The following is an 11943-nucleotide window of genomic DNA, read 5'->3' as shown; positions in this document are numbered from 1 at the left end:
TTCCTGGTCACTTCCAAGGAGGTAAGACGACTTGTGAATAAGTCGACATTCACTCCCGGGAGTGGCGAGCCAGGAGGCGACCCGATCGGCTCCGTCGCGGTCCGTACCTTCGCGACACACCAGCCCATGACGACAGCCCACACGATGAAGACGATGGACGGCCTACACGTGAACGCCACGGCCGGCAACGAGAGTGGCCGAGAGTCCACCCACTTCGCCGCCTACGACGAGCTGCCCGAGGGGCACTTCTACGACCCCGACGCCGAGTACGAGCCCGACCCGGAGTACGCGGCCACCCTCGCACCGGACGCTGCCCGCCAGCGCCGCGAGCGGATCGGCCCGACCGGACGGCCCCTGCCGTACTTCCCGATCCCGGGACCGCTGACCGACCACGGTCCCGCGAAGATCATCGCGATGTGCAACCAGAAGGGCGGCGTCGGCAAGACCACGTCGACCATCAACCTGGGCGCGGCGCTCGCCGAGTACGGCCGCCGGGTGCTGCTCGTCGACTTCGACCCGCAGGGCGCGCTGTCCGTGGGTCTCGGCGTCAACCCGATGGAACTCGACCTCACCGTCTACAACCTGCTCATGGAGCGGGGCATGTCGGCGGACGAGGTGCTGCTCAAGACCGCGGTCCCCAACATGGACCTGCTGCCGAGCAACATCGACCTCTCGGCGGCCGAGGTCCAGCTGGTGAGCGAGGTGGCGCGGGAGTCCACGCTGCAGCGCGCGCTCAAGCCGCTGATGAACGACTACGACTACATCGTGATCGACTGTCAGCCCTCGCTCGGCCTGCTCACCGTCAACGCCCTGACGGCGGCTCACAAGGTCATCGTGCCGCTGGAATGCGAGTTCTTCGCGCTGCGCGGTGTCGCCCTGCTCACCGAGACCATCGAGAAGGTCCAGGAGCGGCTGAACCCGGAGCTGGAGCTCGACGGCATCCTCGCCACGATGTACGACTCCCGGACCGTGCACAGCCGCGAGGTGCTCGCCCGTGTCGTCGAGGCCTTCGACGACCACGTGTACCACACGGTGATCGGCCGGACCGTGCGCTTCCCGGAGACCACGGTCGCCGGTGAGCCGATCACCACGTACGCCTCGAACTCCGTCGGCGCCGCCGCCTACCGCCAGCTCGCCAGGGAGGTGCTCGCCCGGTGTCACGCCGAGTGAGTCTGCCCGGAGCCGACGAGCTGTTCCGCACGACCGGAGGCATGGCCCTGCAGTCCTCCTCGCCCCGCCGGGGCGAGCCGAGGGTGCCCGCGCCGGCGGGCGAGAGCGACACCGAGGCGGCGGCCGAGGGCGCGAGCGGCTCCGAGGAGCACGCCGCGGCGGACTCCTCGGACACGGCCGAGCCGCGCGCCCGCGCGGCCGAGCAGGAGCCCGCGGCGGGGCCGAAGCCGGGGACGGCGGGCGCCGCGACGCCGGCGGCCCGCCGCCGCCGTACGCCCAGCCGGCGGCCGAGCGGGCGGGAACGGCACGACGAGAAGATCACGGTCTACGTCTCCGCCGAGGAGCTGATGGACCTGGAGCACGCGCGCCTGGTGCTGCGCGGCGAGCACGGCCTCGCGGTCGACCGCGGCCGGATCGTCCGCGAGGCGGTCGCGGTGGTCCTCGCCGACCTGGAGTCCCGCGGCGACGCGAGCATCCTGGTCCGGCGCCTGCGCGGCCGCTGACGGTAGCCTGCGCCCTGCCGCGCCCCCCGCACCGCCAGGACCTCCATGCCCCCCGCCGAAACGTCCCCCCAGCCCCGCCGCCGCCCCCTGGGCCGAGGCCCGGGCGCCGCGACGCGCCCGGCGGCGGGGGAGGGGACACCGGACACCGCGCCGGCCCCGCTGCCGCCTGGCCCGGAGCCGGACTCGGAGCCGCCTGGCCCGGAGCCGGAGCCCGAGTCGGCCGCCCCGCAGCCGGAGCAGCCCGAGCCGCAGCCGGCCGCACCGCAGCCCGGGCCGGTCGCCCCCCAGCCGGAACCCGCCGCTCCGATCGCGCCCGCGCACCCCGCCGAGGAGCCGGCGCCCGCGGACGTACCGGATGCCCCGCAGCCCGCGCCCGCGGACGCCCCGGACGCTCCCGCCCCGGCGGAGGGCGGGCGGTTCACCGTGCGGCTGGGGAACTTCGAGGGCCCCTTCGACCTGCTGCTGCAGCTCATCGCCAAGCACAAGTTGGACGTCACCGAGGTCGCGCTGTCCAAGGTGACCGACGAGTTCATGGCGTACATCCGCGGCATGGGACCCGACTGGGACCTCGACCAGGCGACCGAGTTCCTCGTCGTGGCCGCCACGCTGCTCGACCTCAAGGCCGCCCGGCTGCTGCCCGCCGCCGAGGTGGAGGACGAGGCGGACCTCGCGCTGCTCGAAGCGCGCGACCTGCTGTTCGCGCGGCTCCTGCAGTACCGCGCGTACAAGCAGATCGCCGCGATCCTCGCCGAGCGGTGGGAGACCGAGGGCCGCCGCCACCCCCGGACCGTCGGCCTCGAACCGCACCACGCCGCCCTGCTGCCCGAGGTCGTCATCAGCATCGGCCCCGAGGGCTTCGCCCGGCTCGCCGTCAAGGCCATGCAGCCCAAACCCAAGCCGCAGGTGTACGTCGACCACATCCACGCCCCCCTCGTGAGCGTGCGCGAACAGGCCGCCCTCGTGGTCGCCCTGCTGCGCGAGCGCGGGACGCTGAGCTTCCGGGAGCTCGCCGAGGACGCCGACGACACCCTCACCGTCGTCGCGCGCTTCCTCGCGCTCCTGGAGCTGTACCGCGAGAAGGCCGTCGCCCTCGACCAGGAGGACCCGCTCGGGGACCTCACCGTGTCCTGGACCGGCGGGGACGGGGACACCCGCGTCACGGACGAGTTCGACCGCGTAACGGAGGCCATGGAGTGAGCGACGTCCCGGGCGGCCTCAAGCCCGCCCTCGAAGCCGTGCTGCTCGTCGTCGACGAGCCCGCCACCGAGGAGCAGCTCGCCAAGGTGCTCGACGTGCCCCGCCGCGCCGTCGCCGACGCGCTGCGCGAGCTCGCCGACGAGTACACCGTCCAGGGCCGCGGCTTCGAGCTGCGATTCGTCGCCGGCGGCTGGCGGTACTACACCCGCCCCGAGCACGCCGCCGCCGTGGAGCGCTTCGTGCTCGACGGGCAGCAGGCCCGGCTGACCCAGGCGGCGCTGGAGACCCTCGCGGTCGTCGCGTACCGCCAGCCGGTCAGCCGCTCCCGCGTCTCCGCGGTGCGCGGAGTCAACTGCGACGGCGTCATGCGGACCCTCCTCCAGCGCGGTCTGGTGGAGGAGGCGGGCGCGGAACCCGAGACAGGTGCGATCCTGTACAGGACGACGCACTACTTCCTGGAGCGGATGGGCCTGCGCGGCCTGGACGAACTCCCCGAGCTCGCGCCCTTCCTCCCCGAGGCGGACGCGGTCGAGGCCGAGTCCCTGGAAGGAATGCCGTCGTTCGATCCGGACACCCCGGATCGCGAGGACGAAGACGCACGAGCCCACGACAAGACGGAACTTTGATGCGAAGCAGCAGCGGCAGGAACAGCGGAAACAACGGCGGGAGCCGTGGTGCCAAGAGCGGCGGCCGCGGCAACTACCGGGGAGCCGGCAACGGCCGGGACGAGCGGGGCCAGACGCCCGGCCGCTCTCGCCGGCCCCGCCCCGAGGAGCGCACGTACGACGTGGGCACGCCCACCGACGGCCCGAAGCGCGGCCGTGGCGAGGCCGCCCGCGGCGGCGCCAAGGGCGGCCCCAAGCAGTCCCCGAAGCGCGGCGGCGGCCGTACCGCCCCCGCCCGCTCGCGCGAGTACGAGACCCGCGCGGAGGAGCGCAACCGCGAGCGGTACGCGAACAAGCCCGAGATCAAGACGCCCAAGACCTTCCCCGGCGCCGAGCAGGAGGGCGAGCGGCTGCAGAAGGTGCTGGCCCGCGCCGGCTACGGCTCGCGCCGCGCCTGCGAGGAGCTGATCGAGCAGGCCCGCGTCGAGGTCAACGGCGAGATCGTGCTGGAGCAGGGTCTGCGCGTCGACCCGGAGAAGGACGAGATCCGGGTCGACGGCCTGACCGTCGCCACCCAGTCGTACCAGTTCTTCGCGCTGAACAAGCCGGCCGGCGTCGTCTCCACCATGGAGGACCCGGACGGCCGCCAGTGCCTGGGCGACTACGTCACCAACCGCGAGACGCGGCTGTTCCACGTCGGCCGGCTCGACACCGAGACCGAGGGCATCATCCTGCTCACCAACCACGGCGAGCTGGCCCACCGTCTCACCCACCCGAAGTACGGCGTGAAGAAGACCTACCTGGCGGCCGTCACCGGCCCGCTGCCCCGTGAGGTCGGCAAGCGGCTCAAGGACGGCATCCAGCTGGAGGACGGCTACGCGCGCGCCGACCACTTCCGGGTGGTCGAGCAGACCGGCAAGAACTACCTGGTCGAGGTCGTGCTCCACGAGGGCCGCAAGCACATCGTGCGGCGCATGCTCGCCGAGGCGGGCTTCCCGGTGGAGAAGCTGGTGCGCACGGCCTTCGGGCCGATCGCGCTCGGCGACCAGAAGTCCGGCTGGCTGCGCCGGCTGTCGAACACCGAGGTCGGAATGCTGATGAAGGAGGTCGGCCTGTAGGCCGGCGTCCGTCCGACGAAGGGGCCCGTGACCGCCGCCCGGCGGTCACGGGCCCCTTGTCGTGCGGTCACGTGCCCCTGCGCCGTTCCCGTCGCTTCGTACTTGTGGACGAGCGCTCCCAGGCTTTATAGTCAAGGTGACTCTTAAAGAGCTCGGTGTGTCGTGCGACGGCCGGGCCGCCTGGACCCACGGGGGTGGACCAGGCGGCACCCGGCGGCACGGCGCCCGATCGCCGCGAGGCGGAGGTGACGGGCATGAGGCGCTACGGGCACGGGCTGGTCCTGGGCAGGTTCTGTCCGCCGCACGCCGGCCACCACCACCTCATCCGCACCGCCCGCGACCGCTGCGAGCGGCTCACCGTCGTGGTCTGCGGCGCGGCCCCCGAACCGCTCGCCCTCGACGACCGGGTCTCCTGGCTGCGCGAGGTGCATCCCGAGGTACGGATCGTCGCCGCGGACTCCGTGACCGATCCGTCCGCCGTGCCCGCGGCCGTCCTCGCCGCCGCCGCGGTCCCCGAACCGATCGACGCGGTCTTCAGCTCGGAGCGGTACGGCGAGGAGCTGGGCCGGCGGCTCGGCGCGGAGGCGGTCTGCGTGGACCCCGGGCGCAGCGTCTTCGCCGTCTCCGGCGCCGCGGTCCGCAAGGACCCGGTGAGCTGGTGGGACTTCCTGGAGCCGCCGGTGCGCGCGGCGCTCACCCGGCGGATCGTCGTGCTCGGCGCGGAGTCCACCGGCGCGACCACCCTGGCCCTCGCCCTCGCCGACCACTACCGGCGGCGCGGCGGCGTGTGGGCGCGCACCCGCTGCGTACCGGACCATGCGGACGCCTACCGCGGCCCGCGGCCGGTGCGGGAGCTGCGCTCGGAGGAGTACCCGCTGATCGCCGACGGCCAGGCCGAGCGGGAGGAACAGGCGGCCCGCACGGGCTCGCCGGTGCTGTTCTGCGACGCGGACGCGTTCACGGCGGCCATCCGGCACGAGCGGTACCTCGGCGTCCCGAGCGAGGACACGGCCCGGATCGCCGCGCGCGGACGCCAGCACCTGTGGCTCCTGACCGACCACCGGGGCGTGCCGGCGGACGGCGACGACGGGCTCCGGGCCTGGATGACCGCGCGGCTGCTCGCCCAGCTCGCGCACACCGGGCGGCGGACCGCCGTCCTGACCGGACCGCACGAGGAGCGGCTGGCGACCGCCGTCGCCGCCGTGGACGACCTGCTGGCCGAGGGCTGGCACCTGACCCCGGAGTTCCCATGAGCACCGCCCGGGCCCCCGAGGGCTACGACAAGTACGCCTTCGAGCCCTTCGCCGTCACCGTCGACCTCGCCGTCCTGACCGTCCGCGCGCAGCGGCTGCACGTCCTGCTCGTGGAACGCGGCCAGGAGCCGTACGCGGGGGCCTGGGCGCTGCCCGGCGGCTTCGTGCTGCCCCGGGAGTCCTCCGAGCAGGCCGCGCGGCGCGAACTCGCGGAGGAGACCGGGCTGTCGGAGGAGACGGTCGCGGGGCTCCACCTGGAGCAGCTGCGGACGTACAGCGAACCGGACCGGGACCCGAGGATGCGGGTCGTGTCGGTCGCGTACACCGCCCTCGTGCCGGACGAGCTGCCCGAGCCGCGCGGCGGCGGGGACGCGGCGCAGGCGCGCTGGCTGCCGTACGGGACGCACGGGCCGCTCGCCTTCGACCACGACCGGATCCTCGCCGACGCCCGGGAACGGGTCGGCGCCAAGCTCGAGTACACGTGTCTCGCCACCGCCTTCTGCCCGCCGGAGTTCACGCTCGGCGAGCTGCGGGAGGTGTACGAGACGGTCTGGGGCGTCGAGCTCGACCGCCCCAATTTCCGGCGCAAGGTCCTCGCCACGCCCGGCTTCGTGCAGGCCGTGGAGGGACCGCCGCGCCTCACCGGCGGACGGGGGAAACCGGCCGCTCTCTACCGGGCGGGCAGCGCCACCGCGCTGCACCCGCCCCTGCTGCGACCGGAAGGACGGTCAACCGCATGATCCATGCACGGACCCTCACCAAGCAGGCCGCCACGGGGACCCTGATCGGCCTGGCGCTCGGCGACGCGCTGGGCTTCCCCACCGAGTTCAACGACGTGCCCGCCATCCTCGCCAAGTGCGGGCCCTGGCGGCGGATGGAGCTGCCCGGAGGACGCGGGAAGGCGTACGTCACCGACGACACCCAGATGACCCTGGCGGTCGCGCGCGCCCTGCGCACGGCCCAGGACCGGGGCACGCTGGCGCCCCTGAGGCTGACCCGCCCCCTCCGCGAGGAATTCGTCGACTGGTACCACTCCCCGGACAACAACCGGGCACCCGGCCGGACGTGCATGGTGGCCTGCCGGCTGCTCGACGGCGACCGGCCCTGGCAGCAGGCCAGCCAGATCGGCTCCAAGGGCTGCGGGGCGAACATGCGGGTGGCGCCGGTCGGGCTCGCGCCCGGGCTCGGCGACGAGCAGCGGGCGGGCGCGGCGCAGCTCCAGTCCGCGCTGACGCACGGCCACCCGACGGCCCTGGCCGCCTCCGACCTGACGGCCCGCGCGGTGTACCTGCTCACGCAGGGCGCGGAACCGCTGGGCCTGGTCGGCCGGCTGCGCTCGTACGCGTACGAGAACCGGTCCCGCTACCACCACAAGTGGCTCGGCGACCTGTGGACCCACGGCCACGACGCCACGCCGGAGTCCTTCATCGAACGCGGCTGGGACGAGTGCCTGGCCGTCCTGGAGAAGCTCGCCGAGGCCGTCCGCACCGCCGACCCGGAGCTCGACCCCTGCGAGTACACCGGCGACGGCTGGATCGCCGAAGAGGCCCTGGCCACCGCCCTCCTGTGCTTCCTGCAGTTCCCCGAGGAACCGCTCACGGCCCTCCGCCGCGCCGCCTGCACCCGCGGCGACTCCGACTCCATCGCAGCCCTCACCGGCGCCTTCGCCGGCGCCCACCTCGGCGCCGCCGCGTGGCCCAACGAATGGTCCGAACGCCTCGAATACCGCACCGAACTCCTCACCCTGGGCGCCCTCTGGGACGCCTGACGGCCAGGACCTGTCCGGCGGATCATGGCCGGACAGGTCCTAGAGGGCGCGCAGGGCTGAGGTGTGGCGGGTTCGGGTGAGGAAGGTCTCGATCTTCGGGTGGTCCGGGGATTCGGGGAGGGGGGAGGTGTTCAGGGACTCGTCCGCCTCCGTGCGGAGGCGGGTCATCCAGGACTCGACCTCGGGCCAGGGGACCTCGCCGCGTTTGACGGCGAGGAGGCGGTCGCGGTGGGGGCCCGCGTCCAGGGTCAGGCGGCCGGTGCGCAGGAGGTCGCGGCAGCTGATCAGGAGGCGCAGGAGGTGCATCGCGTGCTTCCAGCGCGGGGCGCCGTACTGGCGGAGGTCGGCGTCCAGCTTGCGGCGCTGGCCGGCCGCGTAGCCGACGAAGGTCGCGTGCGTGCGGCGGGACAGGAACGCGCCGCGCAGCGCCAGCAGTTCGCGGCCGGTGTCGTCCACGTGGTCGACGAGCGGGGAGTGCAGGCACTCCAGGATGTTCGGGTTGCCGCGCAGGGCCAGTTCGCAGAAGCGTTCCAGCTCCCAGCTGAACTGCTCCTCGCCCGGCCCCTCCACATGCGTCGGCGGCTTCTCGAAGCGCCAGTACAGGGGCGTCGGGGCCAGGAACACGCCCCGCCGGTCCGTGTCGCTGCCTTCGGTCGCCAGACCGAAGGCGCGCGACCCCATGACGCAGGAGTAGATCGTGTGGTCGCGCACCAAGGTCTCGGGAATCATGCGGGGGAGGGTAGTGCGGGAGCCCGACCTGGGGCGCGGGGGTTTTCGCGTGGTGGACTCAGCGCGGGATTCTCCCGCGCTCGGCGTGCGCTCAGCCCAGGGTGATCCGGTCGCCCACCACCGTGATCCGTGCCGCCGGCAGCGCGCGCGTGGCCGGGCCCGCCTCCACCGCGCCGTCGGCGACGGCGAACTTCGAGCCGTGGCAGGGGCAGTCGATCGTGCCGTTCGCGACCTTGCTCACCGTGCAGCGCTGGTGCGTGCAGATCGCCGAGAACGCCTTGAACTCGCCCGCCGTCGGCTGCGTCACGACGACCTTGCGGTCCGGGAAGATCCTGCCGCCGCCGACCGGGATGTCCGCGGTCGTCGCCAGCGCCTCGCCCGCCGGGGCGGAGGCCGTCGGCCCCGTGGCCGTCGGCGTCGGCGCCGCGCCCCCGTCCGAGCCGCCGTCCGCGTCGCAGCCCGCCGCCGCCAGCGCTGCCAGCGAGCCCGCACCGGCCAGCAGGACGCTGCGGCGGGGCTTGGGTTCAGAAGTCATGGCGCCCAGCTTGGTCGCCCACCCCGCCGAAGCGCCGCCAACACGCCTACACCCAGGGCGTCAGCTCCCTCGCACGGCCGTCCTCGTCCCGCCGCACCTCCAGGACCGCCGTCACCGCCGTCCGCTCGATCGGGCCGTACACGTGGGGGAAGAGCCGGTCCTCGCCGCCCTCCCAGCGGACCTCCGCCGACAGCCGCGCCTCGTCCAGGACCAGCACCAGCAGCGTCCCCGGCACGTCCCGGTAGTGCGCGTCGGCGATCGCCAGCGCCGCCTGCTCGTCCGGCGAGCAGTGCACGAAGCCCTCCGCCGCGAGCGACGGCGGGGCGTAGGCGGCCTCGGGGGCCGCGATCCAGGTGTCCAGGGGTACGACGTGCATCAGCATGCGGACCTTTCTACCGCCTCCGGCCCCGGCGACTAATCTTGATCGGAGCACTCCGCACCCTCCCCGCAGGCCCCGTGGCCGCCCCGAGCAAGGACACCGCCCAGTGAGAACCGCCGTCGTCATCGGAACCGGGCTGATCGGCACCTCCGCCGCGCTCGCCCTCGCCGGCCGGGGCGTCACCGTCCACCTCGTCGACCACGACCCGGCCCGCGCCCGCACCGCCGCCGCCCTCGGCGCCGGCACCGACGAGCCCGCCGAGGGCCCCGTCGACCTCGCGATCGTCGCCGTCCCCCCGGCCCACGTCGCCACCACCCTCGCCGACGCCATGCGCGCCGGCCTCGCCCGCGGCTACCTCGACGTCGCCAGCGTCAAGGGCGGCCCCCGGCGCGAGCTGGAGGCGCTGGGCCTCGACCTCACCGCGTACATCGGCACCCACCCGATGTCCGGCAAGGAGCGCTCCGGACCGCTCGCGGGCAGCGCGGACCTCTTCGAGGGCCGCCCCTGGGTGCTCACCCCCACCCGCGACACCGACACCGAGGTCCTCAACCTCGCCCTGGAGCTGGTCGCGCTCTGCCGCGCCGTGCCCGTCGTCATGGACGCCGACGCCCACGACCGCGCCGTCGCCCTCGTCTCGCACACCCCGCAGCTCGTCTCCTCCATGGTCGCCGCGCGGCTCGAGACCGCCGACGAGACCGCCGTACGGCTGTGCGGGCAGGGCATCCGCGACGTGACCCGCATCGCCGCCTCCGACCCCCGGATGTGGGTGGAGATCCTCTCCGCCAATCCCGGCCCGGTGGCCGACGTGCTGGCGGGCGTCGCCGCGGACCTCGACGAGACCGTGCGCGCGCTGCGCGCCCTGCAGTCCGCCGACGAGGACAAGCGCCGCGACGGCGCCACCGGCGTCGAGGACGTGCTGCGCCGCGGCAACGCGGGCCGCGCCCGCGTCCCCGGCAAGCACGGCGCGGCGCCCACGCAGTACGAGACCGTCGCCGTGCTCATCAGCGACCAGCCGGGCGAACTGGCCCGGATCTTCGCCGACGCCGGCGCCGCGGGCGTCAACATCGAGGACGTCCGCATCGAGCACGCCACCGGCCAGCAGGCGGGCCTCGTCCAGCTCATGGTCGAGCCCACAGCGGCGGGCCTCCTGGGCGCGGCGCTCCGCGAACGGGGCTGGTCCCTGAGGACGGCGTAGCGGCGCCGGGCGGCCCGCCCCGGACCGCTCGGCCGAACGGGGGTCCGGGAATCGGTAACCTTGTGGTGGTCCCTCGCATCCGCCGGGGCCGTCCCCTGCCACCAGGAAGGTGCCCCACACCGTGGAATCCGTGATCGTCGCCATCGACGGCCCCTCCGGCACGGGCAAGTCGAGCACGTCGAAGGCGGTCGCCGCCAAGCTCGGACTGCGCTACCTGGACACCGGCGCCCAGTACCGGGCGATCACCTGGTGGATGATCACCAACGGGGTGGACGTCGAGGACGCGCAGGCCGTCGCGACCGCGGCCGGCAAGCCCGTGATCGTCTCCGGCACCGACCCGACGGCCCCGACGATCACCGTCGACGGGCTCGACGCCTCCGGCCCGATCCGGACGCAGGAGGTCACCTCCCGGGTCAGCGCCGTCAGCGCCGTCCCGGAGGTCCGCTCGATCATCACCGACCTGCAGCGCTCCATCGCCGCGCAGGCCGCCGGCGGCATCGTCGTCGAGGGCCGGGACATCGGCACCACGGTGCTGCCCGACGCCGACCTGAAGATCTTCCTCACCGCGTCCCCCGAGGCCCGTGCCGCCCGCCGTTCCGGCGAGCTCAAGGGCTCCGACGTGCACGCCACCAGGGAAGCCCTGATCAAGCGGGACGCGGCCGACTCCAGCCGCAAGACGTCCCCGCTCGCCAAGGCCGACGACGCCGTCGAGGTCGACACCACCGAGCTCACGCTCGACCAGGTCATCGAATGCGTGGTCACCCTGGTGGAGGAGAAGAGGGCGGCCGGCAAGTGAGCGAAGCTCCGACGGAGCGCGGCGCCGAGGTTGGCCGCAGGATCGGCGTCGGCCTCATGTACGGGTTCTGGAAGCCCCGCGTGCTCGGCGCCTGGCGGGTTCCGGCCACCGGGCCCGTGATCCTCGCCGTCAACCACGCGCACAACATCGACGGGCCGATGGTCATGGGCGTGGCGCCCCGGCCCACCCACTTCCTCATCAAGAAGGAGGCCTTCGTCGGGCCTCTGGGCTCGTTCCTCAAGGGGATCGGGCAGGTCGAGGTGGACCGCTCCGGCGCCGACCGCGCCGCGATAGGCAACGCCCTCGCCGTCCTGGAGCAGGGCGGCGTGCTCGGGATCTTCCCCGAGGGCACCCGGGGCGAGGGCGACTTCGCCTCGCTGCGCGCCGGGCTCGCGTACTTCGCCGTCCGCAGCGGCGCGCCGATCGTCCCGGTCGCCGTCCTGGGAAGCACCGACGCCCCCGGACGGTTGATCAAGGCGCTGCCGCGGCTGCGCAGCCGCGTCGACGTCGTCTTCGGCGACGCCTTCCAGGCCGGCGACGGCTCGGGGCGGCGTACCCGCAGGGCGCTGGACGACGCCACCGTGCGCATCCAGGAGCAGCTCACCGCGCACCTGAAAAACGCCAGGCGTCTCACCGGACGCTGAGCGAGACTCTGAGTAGTGGGGCCCGGGGCCCGGGAACCCACCGACCACGAA

The 11943-nt window shown here is 73.9% G+C and carries 14 protein-coding genes; 11 read left to right on the top strand and 3 right to left on the bottom strand.

The window, feature by feature from the left end:
* Positions 1–126: 126 nt before the first annotated feature.
* From ACNJ93_RS05855 to ACNJ93_RS05820, 8 genes are all read left to right on the top strand, one after another.
* Positions 127–1170 carry a ParA family protein gene (locus tag ACNJ93_RS05855; RefSeq protein WP_406860049.1) on the top strand — a complete coding sequence of 348 codons (1044 nt, stop codon included), beginning with the start codon at positions 127–129 and terminating at the stop codon, positions 1168–1170.
* The gene (locus ACNJ93_RS05850; protein ID WP_418956258.1) at positions 1155–1673 is read left to right on the top strand and encodes a hypothetical protein; all 519 of its coding nucleotides are present in this window, start codon (positions 1155–1157) and stop codon (positions 1671–1673) included. Before ACNJ93_RS05855 ends, ACNJ93_RS05850 begins: the two co-directional genes overlap by 16 nt.
* A 45-nt stretch (positions 1674–1718) precedes the next feature.
* Positions 1719–2870, top strand: coding sequence for a segregation and condensation protein A (locus tag ACNJ93_RS05845; protein WP_418956257.1), 1152 nt, complete (start codon positions 1719–1721; stop codon positions 2868–2870).
* Positions 2867–3496, top strand: a complete 630-nt coding sequence (scpB, locus tag ACNJ93_RS05840) for an SMC-Scp complex subunit ScpB (protein WP_418956256.1) — start codon at positions 2867–2869, stop codon at positions 3494–3496. The genes ACNJ93_RS05845 and scpB overlap by 4 nt, the downstream gene beginning before the upstream one ends.
* Positions 3496–4593 (top strand): pseudouridine synthase, encoded by a 1098-nt coding sequence (locus tag ACNJ93_RS05835; protein ID WP_418956255.1) that lies wholly within the window; start codon positions 3496–3498, stop codon positions 4591–4593. The genes scpB and ACNJ93_RS05835 overlap by 1 nt, the downstream gene beginning before the upstream one ends.
* 254 nt (positions 4594–4847) lie before the next feature.
* Positions 4848–5846: an AAA family ATPase gene (locus ACNJ93_RS05830; protein WP_418956254.1), complete on the top strand. Its 999-nt coding sequence runs from the start codon at positions 4848–4850 to the stop codon at positions 5844–5846.
* Positions 5843–6586, top strand: coding sequence for an NUDIX hydrolase (locus ACNJ93_RS05825; protein WP_418956253.1), 744 nt, complete (start codon positions 5843–5845; stop codon positions 6584–6586). The genes ACNJ93_RS05830 and ACNJ93_RS05825 overlap by 4 nt, the downstream gene beginning before the upstream one ends.
* Entirely contained in the window at positions 6583–7614 is a 1032-nt protein-coding gene (locus tag ACNJ93_RS05820; RefSeq protein ID WP_418956252.1) for an ADP-ribosylglycohydrolase family protein, read from the top strand. Before ACNJ93_RS05825 ends, ACNJ93_RS05820 begins: the two co-directional genes overlap by 4 nt.
* Positions 7615–7653: 39 nt before the next feature.
* Here the strand turns inward: ACNJ93_RS05820 and ACNJ93_RS05815 are convergent, their stop codons facing one another.
* The 3 genes from ACNJ93_RS05815 to ACNJ93_RS05805 form a co-directional block, all read right to left on the bottom strand.
* Positions 7654–8343 carry a DNA polymerase beta superfamily protein gene (locus tag ACNJ93_RS05815; RefSeq protein ID WP_418956251.1) on the bottom strand — a complete coding sequence of 230 codons (690 nt, stop codon included), beginning with the start codon at positions 8341–8343 and terminating at the stop codon, positions 7654–7656.
* A gap of 91 nt (positions 8344–8434) precedes the next feature.
* On the bottom strand, positions 8435–8878 hold the full coding sequence (locus ACNJ93_RS05810) for a Rieske (2Fe-2S) protein (RefSeq protein ID WP_418956250.1): 444 nt from the start codon (positions 8876–8878) through the stop codon (positions 8435–8437).
* A 46-nt stretch (positions 8879–8924) separates the two neighbouring features.
* Positions 8925–9260, bottom strand: coding sequence for a DUF952 domain-containing protein (locus ACNJ93_RS05805; protein ID WP_418956249.1), 336 nt, complete (start codon positions 9258–9260; stop codon positions 8925–8927).
* Between the two features lie 103 nt (positions 9261–9363).
* Here ACNJ93_RS05805 and ACNJ93_RS05800 point away from each other — a divergent pair, with 103 nt between their 5' ends.
* The 3 genes from ACNJ93_RS05800 to ACNJ93_RS05790 all read left to right on the top strand — a co-directional run bounded on the left by ACNJ93_RS05800 (position 9364) and on the right by ACNJ93_RS05790 (position 11892).
* Positions 9364–10452, top strand: coding sequence for a prephenate dehydrogenase (locus ACNJ93_RS05800; protein WP_418956248.1), 1089 nt, complete (start codon positions 9364–9366; stop codon positions 10450–10452).
* Between the two features lie 109 nt (positions 10453–10561).
* Positions 10562–11248 (top strand): (d)CMP kinase, encoded by a 687-nt coding sequence (cmk, locus tag ACNJ93_RS05795; protein WP_418956247.1) that lies wholly within the window; start codon positions 10562–10564, stop codon positions 11246–11248.
* A complete protein-coding gene (locus ACNJ93_RS05790) occupies positions 11203–11892 on the top strand; it encodes a lysophospholipid acyltransferase family protein (protein WP_418956246.1) in 690 nt (229 codons plus the stop codon). Before cmk ends, ACNJ93_RS05790 begins: the two co-directional genes overlap by 46 nt.
* Positions 11893–11943 lie beyond the last annotated feature (51 nt).

Origin of the sequence: Streptomyces tritici, from assembly GCF_048500665.1 — a bacterium.
GTDB classification, from domain to species: domain Bacteria; phylum Actinomycetota; class Actinomycetes; order Streptomycetales; family Streptomycetaceae; genus Streptomyces; species Streptomyces tritici.
Note: the sequence above shows the minus strand (reverse complement) of the source record. Positions and strands in the feature narration are given on the sequence as shown.

Excerpts from the sequence above, each read along its gene's own strand:
- ACNJ93_RS05805 (WP_418956249.1), bottom strand. The coding sequence starts at position 9,260 with ATGCTGATGCACGTCGTACCCCTGGACACCTGGATCGCGGCCCCCGAG.
- ACNJ93_RS05855 (WP_406860049.1), top strand. The coding sequence starts at position 127 with ATGACGACAGCCCACACGATGAAGACGATGGACGGCCTACACGTGAAC.
- ACNJ93_RS05820 (WP_418956252.1), top strand. The coding sequence starts at position 6,583 with ATGATCCATGCACGGACCCTCACCAAGCAGGCCGCCACGGGGACCCTG.
- ACNJ93_RS05810 (WP_418956250.1), bottom strand. The coding sequence starts at position 8,878 with ATGACTTCTGAACCCAAGCCCCGCCGCAGCGTCCTGCTGGCCGGTGCG.
- ACNJ93_RS05815 (WP_418956251.1), bottom strand. The coding sequence starts at position 8,343 with ATGATTCCCGAGACCTTGGTGCGCGACCACACGATCTACTCCTGCGTC.
- ACNJ93_RS05790 (WP_418956246.1), top strand. The coding sequence starts at position 11,203 with ATGCGTGGTCACCCTGGTGGAGGAGAAGAGGGCGGCCGGCAAGTGAGC.
- ACNJ93_RS05845 (WP_418956257.1), top strand. The coding sequence starts at position 1,719 with ATGCCCCCCGCCGAAACGTCCCCCCAGCCCCGCCGCCGCCCCCTGGGC.
- ACNJ93_RS05830 (WP_418956254.1), top strand. The coding sequence starts at position 4,848 with ATGAGGCGCTACGGGCACGGGCTGGTCCTGGGCAGGTTCTGTCCGCCG.
- ACNJ93_RS05825 (WP_418956253.1), top strand. The coding sequence starts at position 5,843 with ATGAGCACCGCCCGGGCCCCCGAGGGCTACGACAAGTACGCCTTCGAG.
- ACNJ93_RS05835 (WP_418956255.1), top strand. The coding sequence starts at position 3,496 with ATGCGAAGCAGCAGCGGCAGGAACAGCGGAAACAACGGCGGGAGCCGT.